We start from the raw sequence: 11,679 nt of genomic DNA, 5'->3' as shown, positions 1-11,679 counted from the left end.
CTTATAACAGCGGCTCCCTTTGTTTTTATAATAGTTGAAGTATGACTTAAGATTATTATAGTATAAAAACTAAATACCAGCAACTTACAATAGAGATAAAAGTCAATAACAAGGCAGTTTTATACTTGAACAAAAGCTATACTTCCAGGGCTTTGAGTTTGCTCTTGGGTAGTTTCGCCTTAACCATTTCGTAAGACTGCTTTACATATGTCTGCCACGCTTCATCGGTTATACTTGTCCATTGCTGCACCTGCACCCACTTATAGCGGGCTAAGTATGGGGCGGGCACAATTTGAGTAGACACGGTAAGCGCACCAAAATCCTCGTCTGTTACTTTAAAGGAAACCTGGTGTGGCGGATCTATACTGGTGGCACAAAACATTTTGCCGCCCACCAGAAAGCACAAATCCGCTCCCCACCTAATATCTTCTGTTGCTCCGGGCAAGCTAAGGCACAAGGCGCGCAAGGCTTCTATATTCATCTTACAATACTTCTTGACTACTACCTAACGCCATGTTCGGGATATTTGGCTGTTTTTGTGCGGTAAAAAGCCATGATAGCCTCTATGTCGGCATCAGCATCGCCGGTAGGATAAAATGCCGGCCCCACGCCTGCTTCTTTTTTGGCATAGTCCAGGTAACCAAGTATAATCGGTACGCCTGCTCCTACTGCCACATGATAAAAACCACGCCTCCATCTTGGCTGGTATTTACGCGTACCTTCCGGTGTTACCATCACACACATGTCTCCTGGCGTTTCGTTAAAAATCTGGATCATGGCATCTACCATACGGGTGTTCTTTGAGCGGTCTATCGGCAATGCTCCCATAGCCTTCAAAAGGCCGCCAAACGGAAAGCGCATAAACTCTTTTTTGATGGTGAACCGAATAGGCGCATCCATGAGGTAAAAGGCGGCGCGTGCATAAACAAAATCCCAGTTGCTTGTATGCGGGGCAGCTACCATGACACAGCGGCGCAACTCCGGAGCAAGGTTGCCATTTAATTTCCAGCCGGTAATTTTAAAGAAGAATTTAGATAAGGATTTAGCGATCATGTATAAGTAAATATATACTGCCTGTACCACAATTTACGACAGTACGAAACAAAACGTATAAATACATACATTTTGCCATATTTACAAAGCTCTTTTGATTACATGTGCTTTTTTACGCAATAAATAGGCCTGTATGCCCACGCCAAACACGGGTCCCATGGCAGTATACTTCTTATCGCGCAGCGTCTTCTGAAAGTAACGCAGGCTTAATGTCGGCTCTATCGAAAACTTTTCGTTGAAAAAGAAAGCATAGCCTACCCCTGCTGTACCCTCAAACAGATTATACTTATCGCTCAGAGAGAAATTGTTTAAGCCAACAGCTGCAGTTACTTCTCCAAAAATGCCGTTATCCAGGTAATAGCGCACAAAAGGCCCCATTAGGGCAAATGTTTGATTGTCAGGTTTGCGCTCAGGGTCAGATGTGATCGTTATACTTTCATGGTCCACAATAAAGTCGAGCCCCACCACGAAGTCGTGTTGCAGGAAGTAGCCGTTTTTGGCCCTGAAGATAACGTTTACCTTATTCCCCTCCAGGGTTTGCTGCGGTGATGAGATTTCATCCCTGATACTGTAAGCAGAGGCATTTAAAGTACCTCCAATTAAGATAGTACCTTGCTTAACTTTGGCTTTGATCAGGAAGCTTTCATTTTCCTGGGCAAAAAGGACGAACGGTAGCAAGGCTACGAGGAGTAGAAGTTTACGCATAACCAAAGACTTAGATTTTAAGCCTTTTACGTTACTATGTTAATATTAAGATGTACTTTTCTAATTTTATAGACTAAAAGTTTTACTTACTGCCTCCGCAACGGTGCATTGCAGCTCACCCCGGTTATTAGCATCTCTTTTCTGCTAGTCTTCAGGGAAGGTAGCTGGAAGGCTCCTATTGCTACGGCGCCATAGAAAGACCACTTAGGCTGCTAGTTACACCTATCGCTTGTCTGCCAATTTTACGTTCTATGAGGTTTGTTCAGCAGATGCCGTATGTGTTTTTCAAGTTTCATGGTATGCGCATACCCTATCTCAAAAATCTCATCAGCTTTCCTGAAGTTTGTCAGACGGTAATATTTAAGTTCCTGCGGCTCAATTAGCAGGTCGCAGAGGTGCATCCGGAGTTTTACGTTGTTGTTGATGGCCAGCAGCAGCGTTCGCTCCACCATCGACCTGATAGAGGTTACTTTGGCGTGATGGTTGATAGGGTTAACGTGTACCGCTATTTTAACGTCGCAGTTGGTGTGCAGCGGGTCGATGGGCAGGTTGTTTAACAGGCCCCCATCATTAAGCAGTTTGCCCTGGAACTGAATGGGATGATAAAGTATAGGAACAGCAGAAGAAGCAAGCAAAGGTTTTATCAGCTCACCGGAAGAAAAGTACGCCGTAACGCCTTCATTCATTTCGGTGGCACTCACAATTACTGGAATTTTTAGGTCTTCGAAACGGATATCAGGCCCCAGGTGCTTGTTATATAGTTTCTCTACTTCTTCCAGGTGCATCAACCCTGCCTTGCCGAAAGCAGGTCTTACAATTTTAAATATACTTAACTCTTTAATCAGTTTCAGTACCTGGTCGGGTGTATAGCCTGCCGCATACAACACACCGGCAATGGCACCAGAGCTTACACCGGAAATCATACTTATCTTGATACCCAGTTCATCAAAAGCTTTAAGCACACCCAAATGGGCTATTCCTCTTGCGCCACCACCCGACAGGGCCAAACCTACCCGCATCCTATAGCTCGCTTAATGAGAACGTGTCCTTCAGGCGAACTCCTTTTTCGGTGTGCTGAACGGTGCAGCACTCGTTTACGGCATCATGTTCAAAGTATAAAACCAAATCTTCGGTAGCAGCCATGTTCAAAAAGGCGGCTTTCTCTTCCATTGTCAGCAGCGGGCGCGTATCGTAGCCCATTACGTAGGGCAACGGTATATGCCCTGTAGATGGAAGCAAATCAGCCATAAAAGCTATCTTTCTGCCTTTGTAGGAAATGATCGGCACCATCATTTTATCTGTATGCCCATCCGCATAAAAGATCTCAAATTGCTGTATTGGCGAGGGTTGATTTGGATCGATAAACTTTAAGTTTCCGCTTTCCTGCATCGGAAGTATATTCTCTTTCAGAAAAGAGGCTTTCTCGCGTGGGTTGGGTTTGGTTGCCCACTCCCAATGGTCGGCATTAGACCAATAGGTGGCGTTTGGAAAAACCAGTTCTAAAGCGCCGTCCGCATTTTTATACTTTACGCCTCCGCCACAATGGTCAAAGTGCAGGTGCGTCAGAAACACATCTGTGATATCATTATGTGTAAATCCGGCTTTGTGCAGCGACGAACTTAAACTCGCATCCCCGTGCAGGTAATAGTGGCTAAAGAACTTTGCATCCTGCTTGTTTCCAATCCCGTTATCAATCAAAATAAGCCTCTCACCGTCTTCTATCAGCATACAACGCATGGCCCAGGTACAAAGGTTGTTCTCGTCGGCAGGGTTGGTGCGCTGCCACAGCGTTTTGGGTACTACGCCAAACATTGCACCACCATCCAATTTAAAAAAACCTGTATCAATTACGTGTAGCTTCATAGAGTTTTAGAGTTAATGAGTTTATGCTTATACTTTATACTACTAAATCAGTTTTAAAATTTGCTAAATCGCCCTGCAATGCCTCCTCAGATTAATCTAACGCACTTAACTTAGTATTTCTACCGTAGATCGAAGTCCAACTGATTACGATCTCAGGTAATAGTGCAGATTTAGCACGAAGTTCGAAATAAAACTAAGTGCTGAATTAAAAAAGGAGACTTGCCTGAGAACCAACTATAGCTAAATGTAATAAAACAAAAAGAGGTAACAAAGCCTGCCAGCTTCATTACCTCTTAATCTAACTATCATTGCTTAGGCTTCTACGCTTCAAGCACCACGCCCATGTTAGAGAACTTCTCAATGCGCTGCATGATGCGATCTTCTGCCTCTATGCCTTCCAGCTCATCAAGCATTTTCGTTATTTCTTTCTTAAGGCTGCGCATCATTTTCTGCGGCTCTGTGTGCGCGCCTCCTAGTGGCTCTTTAATGATGCCATCTATCAGCTTGTTCTGCAGCATATCGGTTGCCGTTAGTTTAAGCGCTTCGGCAGCCTGCTCTTTGTAGTTCCAGCTTCTCCAAAGTATAGAGGAGCACGACTCCGGGGAGATAACCGAATACCAGGTGTTTTCCAGCATCATTACTTTATCGCCAATAGCGATACCTAAGGCACCTCCAGAGGCACCCTCGCCAATAATGATACAGATCACAGGCACCTTCAGCATAAACATCTCTTTCAGATTGCGCGCAATTGCCTCGCCCTGTCCGCGTTCTTCCGCCTCAAGTCCCGGAAAAGCACCTGGCGTATCGATAAACGTAACGATTGGTCTTCCAAACTTCTCAGCCATCTTCATCAGGCGAAGCGCTTTGCGGTAACCCTCTGGGTTTGCCATACCAAAGTTGCGCATCTGGCGCTGCTTTGTGTTTCGGCCTTTTTGTTGCCCGATAAACATCACGCTACGGCCATCAATATCCCCGAATCCGCCTACCATTGCTTTGTCATCGCTAACGGTACGGTCGCCGTGCAGCTCTACAAACTTGCTGGCAATGCCGTTAATATAATCCAAGGTGTATGGTCTGTCCGGGTGGCGCGACAGCTGTACGCGTTGCCAACGGGTTAAATTGGCGTAAGTCTCCTTTTTAAGGTTCTTGATCTTCTCTTCAAGTGCCTTAACTGCTTCCGATACATCAACCTGGCTCTCGGTGGCCAGCTTCTTCATCTCCTGCAGTTTGTTTTCTAAGGCAGCAATCGGCTGTTCGAAATCTAAAAGCATATTCTTTCGCTGTTTACAGCTACAAATTTAACAGTTTAGCCATACACTAGTAACGAAACGTAAAATTTATGCACATCAAAAAAATAATTTTGTTGAAAATGAAGCTATTACAGAAAACTTGATAAAATATAGTGTTAAAAAGATGCTTAACACTTGCACAATCAAAATTAAGGCTATACTTTTGTATCACTTTAACGGACGAAGTTAAAGAAAAGACAAAAGGTCTGGTAGTTCAGTTGGTTAGAATGCCGCCCTGTCACGGCGGAGGTCGCGGGTTCGAGTCCCGTCCAGACCGCAGCTTACAACCTGCGGTAATAAAAGAGCAGAAGGCTCTTGCAGTACAAAATTTTGGTCCGGTAGTTCAGTTGGTTAGAATGCCGCCCTGTCACGGCGGAGGTCGCGGGTTCGAGTCCCGTCCGGACCGCTCTTTAAAAGAGCCCTTGAATTAATTTTCAAGGGCTCTTTTTTTATGTCTCTCCCTTTGGACTTCCAGGATTACTTAGTTTAATAGAGTCGTAAAAGTGCTTCTTTTAAAGCGCATACTGTTCCATACTTCCTGATCCGTATTACTAAAAACTGAAGGTACCCAATCTATCACAAAGTATAACAAACCACTCCTGAGAGGTGCTTCCGCAATTACCCTCCTCATTTTTACCTAGAACGAAAGTTCCGAAAGGCTTAACAGCCCTGTAGTGATGCACATAAAAAGTTTGCTGTAAAGCTATGGAATAAGGTAGGATTGAAAACTGGCATCGGAAGATGGGTACTCTGCTGCGGCTCGAAGGTGAACTAAATATTATATGGGTTTCAAAGTCTGAGTTTCATCTTCAGCGCCATTGTCCGGACAGGTCGCGACCTGCCCCTACGAGAATTTATTCCTATTATACAAGAAGGTTGAGGCAAGACTGATAGGTAAGACTACTGCCACGTCTATAAGGCCATGTGTGGTAGAGATAAACACGTTGATCTAGCTAATGTGTTGAAGAAGCTCGCGCTATGGTTACTAATTCATGCTAAAATCAGATAAACTGTGTCAGCTTACGGAGCGGCTTCAGGAAACGTGTATAAAAAGGTGGTTGCAGGCCATTTGTCAGCCAGGCCTGGTAATCTTCTTTATTGGCACGGATACGATTCCTGAGCGTCACATTACTTTTGCCTCCTACACGCATTTTCACCAGCTTAGCGGGAATGTACGCAGTAGATATTTTATACTTGTACAGGTAGCGCAACATTAATTCATAGTCGGCAGCGCTTTTAAATTGTGTGTTGTACAGCCCCAGGTTATTATATACTTCCCGCTTCACGTAAAAAGTGGGGTGCGGTGGCATCCAGCCGTACAGAAAGTTAGCTCTATTGTACTCTCCGGATACCCAATTCCGAACAATCTTCTCCGTATTCTCTTTCCGCACATAAAGCAAATCACCATATACACTCTCAGCGCCACTCCTGGCAAAAGTTGCTACAACCTGGGCTATGGCATCCGGTGCGTAAAAAAGATCATCAGAGTGTAGCAGCCCGATTACATCCCCTGTAGCTAACTTAATGCCTTTGTTTATAGCATCGTATAAGCCATTATCCTTTTCAGAAACAAAGGTAGAGATGCGGCCTCCGTAGCTTTTCACTACCTCTACTGTCCCATCCGTAGAGCGCCCATCTACCACAATATACTCTATATCAGGATGAGTCTGTCCCAATACCGACTCTATAGCATCGGCAATGGTTTCACGGTTGTTATAGACGATGGTAATGATGGAAACTTTCAAAGCTATTCAAGAACAAACTACAACTGGTATAAAATTAAGCGGTGCTATCTCTCAATAATAATGTTCTCAAGCACAAGCATATCCATCTTAGTTCTTAAAAAACAGTTAAGAGCTTCTGCTGGAGTATTAACAATCGGTTCATTTTCATTAAACGAAGTGTTTAATAAAATAGGAACATTTGTCTTTTTGTTAAAGGCTGATATTAACCTATAATAGCGCGGGTTATGTTCTTCATCAACAGTTTGTAGGCGTCCAGTCCCATCCACATGCGTAACTGCAGGAATTTCGTGCTGCTTATTCAGTTTAATTGGAAACACTTTTTCCATAAAAGGAACATTATCCACCTGTTCAAAGTAATCTTGCACATATTCTTTAAGAATAGAAGGTGCAAAAGGACGGAAACTCTCTCTTCTTTTAATCTTAGCATTAAGTAGTTCTTTCGCATCGGATCTTCTCGGATCAACAATAATTGAACGATGACCTAATGCTCTTGGGCCGAACTCAGCTCTTCCCTGGAACCAACCTACAACACCGGCATCAAGTAGTTTATTTGTTACACGCTCATATAGCTCTTCATCACTCAAACGTGTGTATGCTATGTTTTGATCTTTTAAAAAAGCCTCGATTTCATCATTATTAAAGCGGCTACCAGTCGATGCATGATATATTGGCTTAAGTCTAGGCTGACCGAGGATTTGGTTATACAAATAAAGTGATGATCCTAGTGCAGTTCCTGCATCATGACCCGCAGAAGGAATATAAAGTGAATTAAAAGAAGTATTTGAGAGCACTTTGCCGTTAGCTACTGAATTTTGGGCCACACCTCCAGCAATACAAACATTTTTTAAGCCTGTGCGCTTTTGAAGGTGCTCTAAAATATGAAATATCAACTCCTCAGTTATGCGTTGCACAGATGCTGCCAAATCTTTATGATATTGTGTTAGCTCCTCATTTTTATTTCTGGCAGGACCAAACTTTTGGCACATATAATCAGAGAAAATAGCTCCAATATTTGGCTCTCCACCTTCCCAACTCATTTGAACGCCCTCTTTTGCATGTCTAAAATACTTGAGGTTCAATTCAAAAAGCCCATTCTCTTTAAATATGAGCACATCGCGTAGTTGATCAACCATAGTTGGAGAGCCATAAGGGGCTAAACCCATTACCTTATACTCATCACCATATTTATCAAATCCAAGAAACTGCGTGAAAGAAGTATAGAATATACCCACCGAATGCGGATAGATAACAGAGTCTAGTATATCAATCTGGTTGCCCTTTCCGACACCAATCATTGTAGATGTAAAGTCCCCGAAGCCGTCTATTGATAGAATTGCAGCATCTTCAAAAGGGGAAGCAAAGAAGGCACTAGCCATATGGCTACGATGATGCTCAATATTTTTAACTTCTGCCTTTATGTCGGATACTTGCACCCCTAAGGCTTGAGACAGTTCTTCTTTTACATTGGCAACCTTTTTTGTATTTGCTAATCTGTCAATCAAGCTTTTAGCACTTATTAAATTTTTAGCCGCATGTATTAATTTCTTATGTATGTTAGCTGATGGATCACGGGATATGGTAATATAATCAACATCTCTTATAGATATCCCAGCTTCTTTTAAGCAAAACTTGACTGCTTCACTTGGAAACCCTGCCCAGTGTTTAATTCTTCTAAAACGTTCCTCTTCAGAGGCTGCAATTACCTCTCCATCTCTCATTATACTGGCAGAAGAATCACCATGGTACGCGTTAAGGCCTAATATGTACATATGAAATATTTTAATTCTAAGAACTAGGTTGTGTCCCCCAGACACAAATCTATAAATTATACTTGAAGAAATTTAAAACTAATTTTAACCATGCATCGTGACCGATACTTAAGAATTAAACAAACTCATATTTGCTTCAATAGCAGCCTCATTATTTAAATGCTTTTTTGCAAATTCAACTGCTCTGAGCGAATAGTTATTAAACTGCTTTGTGTCTAAAGCTGAAAACTTTTCAATAATATCGACGAAGGCTTCTTGATCAGAAAGCGGAAAATCATATCCAACGCCAATCTGGCTTAAGTTTAACCAAGGTGTTTTATCACTAATTAAAACTGGACATCCTGCTGTCAAACTTTCGAGAATTATATGACCAAAGTTTTCGCCTTGGGTAGGCAAAAACATTAAGTGGTACTGTAAAAGCTTATCAAAAACCAGGTTATTAGGAATGCTTCCACAATAATTAACTTTAACACTTGCAGGCATTTTGCTTATCAGCGACTCACATTCATTCCAGTACGCTTTATTGTAAATTGGACCATAAATATCAAAAGTAACCTGAGACTGCCCTCTATACTTGCGAAGTATTTCTAAAGCATATAGCGTATTCTTCTCTGGCGAAATTCTAGCTACGCTAACAATTTTTAATATCCCAACTTCTTTTTTTCTGTCTATAACATGTAGGCCAGCCATTGCTTTTGGTAAGTTAGGTGCAATCATGATATTGCAATCATTGCCAATTTGAGTTATTACATCCTCTTTTTCTTTGCTGTTTGTTGCATGAAAAAGCACGTGTTTATAAAGACCAACCCTACGTGCAGCCCAAATAAAAAATTTCTTCTTACCAGCTTTTACATTGATAGAACCCTCAGCCAGCATACCGCGAGTTGATACAATGATCTTAGGACATGCTAGCTTTTTAGCAATCAAGATTGGCAGAATTGAAAAGTAAAAGGAATAGACACCGTTAATAAAAACAATGTCCGGTTCGGCAGCGCGTGCTGCGGACATTAAGGCTTTATAGCTTAGGGACTTGCCTGATGTATAATATACTTGCAGGTGTTCCTCTATCCTATTCCAGGAATCTGATTCAACTTGCTCATAGGGCTCTCTTTCGCAATAATCTGTATCACGCGTAATAACCCAGAAATCAAACTCATCCTTCAGGTGCGCAATCAGGTTAGCGCATGATTGTATAGGACCGCCTGCCTTGTACCCGGGCAAAAACCAGTCGATAAAAATGAGAATGCGCGGTTTCTTACTCAATTCCATTCTCCTCCAGCCAGTTTTCCAACACAACCAAATACCATATCCTGGACCAGGTGATGCTTGCATCACCCGCATTAAATTTAGCCCATATATGCTTAAGCACCGCAGCATCTAAAAGCCCTCTTTCTCCAAGACGCTCCAGTTTATTTTCTGCAAATGTATAAAGCTCTCCTTTGAGCCATTGCTGCCATGGCAACAAGAAGCCCATTTTCGGCCTGTTAATGATATCCATTGGCAATAGATCGCCCAGCGCATCAGTTAGCAGCTTCTTAGGCGAGGCTGGATATTTATACTTGTCTGGAATACCCAGCACGTACTCCACCAGTTTATAATCCAGGAATGGCACCCGAACTTCTAAGGCATGCGCCATACTCATCTGGTCTGTATCGCGCAGCAACGTGTTCTGCATGTAGGTGGTTATCTCTGCCACAGAAACCTGGCTAAGTATAGGTAAATGGTCCTGCTGCAAGCCAGCCAGCATGTGGTGAACGCTGTTTTCCTGCAGTTGCTGCTCCCCCACCATTTCCTGTAAAAAGCTGTCGGTAAAAATCTGCCGCGTGATCGGGTAAGTATGCGACATGCCCCAGGACGAAAGCCCCAGCAACTCATTTAACTTAACGGCTGCCACCGATGGCTTTAGCTTAACAAGCGAACGGCCCAGATTGCGCCTGCCAACTAAAGGTAGGGCAGCTATCCAATTGTACCTGTTCAGCTTGTGCAACCTTTTAAACACATCGTAGCCGGCAAATAACTCATCGCCACCCAAACCGGACAGCGCCATCGTAATGCCTGCTTCCCTGGTAACCTTAGATACAATGTAAGTATTGGGTCCATCGCCACTCGGGTGGTCCATGGCTTTAAGTGCAGCCGGTATGGTTTCTAAAAAGTCCTGGGGCGTGAGTTTTATTTCGGTATGTTCTGTGTTAAACTTTTTGGCAATGGCGGCCGCATATTTTGCTTCACTATAAGCCTCCTCTTCAAAAGTGACGGCAAAGGTCTTCACTTTCTGCGCTGCCACGCGGCTCATCAGTCCGACTATGGCACTAGAGTCTATTCCTCCTGACAGGAATGCTCCAAAAGGAACATCAGCGATCATTCTGCGTTCCACAGCCTGCGTTAGCAGGTCTTTCACATCCTGCTTCACGGCCTCATAGCCCTTATGCTCGGCTTCGCGGCTATAGTTCTCTTCAGCCGACCAATACCTGCTAATTTCCGACTCGCCATGCTTCACGCTTAGCAAGTGCCCCGGCAACAGCATCTTTACACCGGCAACCATTGTATCCGGAGCATGTACTGTCTGGTAACGCAGGTAATCAGAAAGGGCAGCTTTATTTAATTTACGGGGAACAAGGCCGCTATCAAGCAAGGCTCTCACTTCAGAGGCAAAAAGCAAAAGGCTATCCTGTTGGTAATAGTAAAGCGGTTTTATTCCCAGGCGATCCCGGAAAATGAGCAGTTCATTTTTTATTTTATCCCAAAGGGCAAAAGCGAACATGCCATTAAAATGGTGCACGCAATCTTTGCCCCAGCGCTCATAAGCAGCCAGAATTACTTCGGTGTCCGTCTGGGTGCTGTAGCTATAATCCTGCAGCTCTTGTTTCAGCTCCCGGTAGTTGTAGATCTCCCCGTTAAAAACAAGCACCAGGTTACCATCGGCACTAAGCATGGGCTGGTGCCCGGCTGAAGAAAGGTCTATAATGGATAAGCGGCGTTGGCCTAGCGCAATTTTATTCTCAATAAAGCAGCCACTATCATCAGGACCGCGATGTGCGATAGCAGTATTCATGGCTGCAAGCACCGCTTTTGCCTTCTCCGGATCCGCCCCAATTACCCCTACAATACCGCACATGAATACAACTTATAATTTATGAATGATGTTTTATAAATTTTGCACACAAGATAAGGCTAATGGCGCTGATTTGCCAACTATAGCTTAGGCATTTCTAGGCACAGTTTTATTAACGTTCGGATTAGACAAATAATAAATTG

The 11,679-nt window shown here is 43.4% G+C and carries 10 protein-coding genes and 2 tRNA genes; 2 read left to right on the top strand and 10 right to left on the bottom strand.

Features of this window, described 5'->3' with window-relative positions; genetic code table 11:
• Positions 1-136: 136 nt before the first annotated feature.
• From Q1A23_RS08265 to Q1A23_RS08240, 6 genes are all read right to left on the bottom strand, one after another.
• Complete coding sequence (locus tag Q1A23_RS08265; protein WP_299821884.1) at positions 137-481, bottom strand: MmcQ/YjbR family DNA-binding protein; 345 nt, start codon at positions 479-481, stop codon at positions 137-139.
• A gap of 20 nt (positions 482-501) precedes the next feature.
• Positions 502-1,053 carry a 1-acyl-sn-glycerol-3-phosphate acyltransferase gene (locus tag Q1A23_RS08260; RefSeq protein ID WP_299821882.1) on the bottom strand — a complete coding sequence of 184 codons (552 nt, stop codon included), beginning with the start codon at positions 1,051-1,053 and terminating at the stop codon, positions 502-504.
• 81 nt (positions 1,054-1,134) lie between these two features.
• The gene (locus Q1A23_RS08255) at positions 1,135-1,758 is read right to left on the bottom strand and encodes a hypothetical protein (protein WP_299821880.1); all 624 of its coding nucleotides are present in this window, start codon (positions 1,756-1,758) and stop codon (positions 1,135-1,137) included.
• A gap of 242 nt (positions 1,759-2,000) precedes the next feature.
• Positions 2,001-2,777, bottom strand: a complete 777-nt coding sequence (locus Q1A23_RS08250; protein WP_299821878.1) for a patatin-like phospholipase family protein — start codon at positions 2,775-2,777, stop codon at positions 2,001-2,003.
• 1 nt (position 2,778) lies between these two features.
• Positions 2,779-3,621 carry an MBL fold metallo-hydrolase gene (locus Q1A23_RS08245; RefSeq protein ID WP_299821876.1) on the bottom strand — a complete coding sequence of 281 codons (843 nt, stop codon included), beginning with the start codon at positions 3,619-3,621 and terminating at the stop codon, positions 2,779-2,781.
• A 320-nt stretch (positions 3,622-3,941) separates the two neighbouring features.
• The gene (locus Q1A23_RS08240) at positions 3,942-4,892 is read right to left on the bottom strand and encodes an acetyl-CoA carboxylase carboxyltransferase subunit alpha (protein ID WP_299821874.1); all 951 of its coding nucleotides are present in this window, start codon (positions 4,890-4,892) and stop codon (positions 3,942-3,944) included.
• Positions 4,893-5,113: 221 nt separating this feature from the next.
• On the opposite strand from Q1A23_RS08240, the gene Q1A23_RS08235 reads away from it, so the two are divergent.
• Both Q1A23_RS08235 and Q1A23_RS08230 read left to right on the top strand, forming a co-directional pair.
• Positions 5,114-5,187 (top strand) — tRNA-Asp (locus tag Q1A23_RS08235).
• Between the two features lie 55 nt (positions 5,188-5,242).
• A tRNA-Asp gene (locus tag Q1A23_RS08230) sits at positions 5,243-5,316 on the top strand.
• A gap of 595 nt (positions 5,317-5,911) precedes the next feature.
• Here Q1A23_RS08230 and Q1A23_RS08225 read toward each other — a convergent pair.
• The 4 genes from Q1A23_RS08225 to asnB form a co-directional block, all read right to left on the bottom strand.
• On the bottom strand, positions 5,912-6,655 hold the full coding sequence (locus Q1A23_RS08225) for a glycosyltransferase family 2 protein (RefSeq protein WP_299821872.1): 744 nt from the start codon (positions 6,653-6,655) through the stop codon (positions 5,912-5,914).
• 44 nt (positions 6,656-6,699) lie between these two features.
• Positions 6,700-8,424: a carbamoyltransferase C-terminal domain-containing protein gene (locus tag Q1A23_RS08220; protein ID WP_299821871.1), complete on the bottom strand. Its 1,725-nt coding sequence runs from the start codon at positions 8,422-8,424 to the stop codon at positions 6,700-6,702.
• Between the two features lie 108 nt (positions 8,425-8,532).
• The gene (locus Q1A23_RS08215) at positions 8,533-9,693 is read right to left on the bottom strand and encodes a glycosyltransferase family 4 protein (protein WP_299821869.1); all 1,161 of its coding nucleotides are present in this window, start codon (positions 9,691-9,693) and stop codon (positions 8,533-8,535) included.
• Positions 9,680-11,539 (bottom strand): asparagine synthase (glutamine-hydrolyzing), encoded by a 1,860-nt coding sequence (gene asnB / locus Q1A23_RS08210; protein ID WP_299821867.1) that lies wholly within the window; start codon positions 11,537-11,539, stop codon positions 9,680-9,682. The genes Q1A23_RS08215 and asnB overlap by 14 nt, the downstream gene beginning before the upstream one ends.
• Positions 11,540-11,679: the final 140 nt, after the last annotated feature.

It is taken from the genome of uncultured Pontibacter sp., from assembly GCF_947492645.1.
GTDB lineage: Bacteria > Bacteroidota > Bacteroidia > Cytophagales > Hymenobacteraceae > Pontibacter.
Note: the sequence above shows the minus strand (reverse complement) of the source record. Positions and strands in the feature narration are given on the sequence as shown.

Excerpts from the sequence above, each read along its gene's own strand:
- Q1A23_RS08265 (WP_299821884.1), bottom strand. The coding sequence starts at position 481 with ATGAATATAGAAGCCTTGCGCGCCTTGTGCCTTAGCTTGCCCGGAGCA.
- Q1A23_RS08260 (WP_299821882.1), bottom strand. The coding sequence starts at position 1,053 with ATGATCGCTAAATCCTTATCTAAATTCTTCTTTAAAATTACCGGCTGG.
- Q1A23_RS08255 (WP_299821880.1), bottom strand. The coding sequence starts at position 1,758 with ATGCGTAAACTTCTACTCCTCGTAGCCTTGCTACCGTTCGTCCTTTTT.
- Q1A23_RS08250 (WP_299821878.1), bottom strand. The coding sequence starts at position 2,777 with ATGCGGGTAGGTTTGGCCCTGTCGGGTGGTGGCGCAAGAGGAATAGCC.
- Q1A23_RS08245 (WP_299821876.1), bottom strand. The coding sequence starts at position 3,621 with ATGAAGCTACACGTAATTGATACAGGTTTTTTTAAATTGGATGGTGGT.
- Q1A23_RS08240 (WP_299821874.1), bottom strand. The coding sequence starts at position 4,892 with ATGCTTTTAGATTTCGAACAGCCGATTGCTGCCTTAGAAAACAAACTG.
- Q1A23_RS08220 (WP_299821871.1), bottom strand. The coding sequence starts at position 8,424 with ATGTACATATTAGGCCTTAACGCGTACCATGGTGATTCTTCTGCCAGT.
- Q1A23_RS08215 (WP_299821869.1), bottom strand. The coding sequence starts at position 9,693 with ATGGAATTGAGTAAGAAACCGCGCATTCTCATTTTTATCGACTGGTTT.
- asnB (WP_299821867.1), bottom strand. The coding sequence starts at position 11,539 with ATGTGCGGTATTGTAGGGGTAATTGGGGCGGATCCGGAGAAGGCAAAA.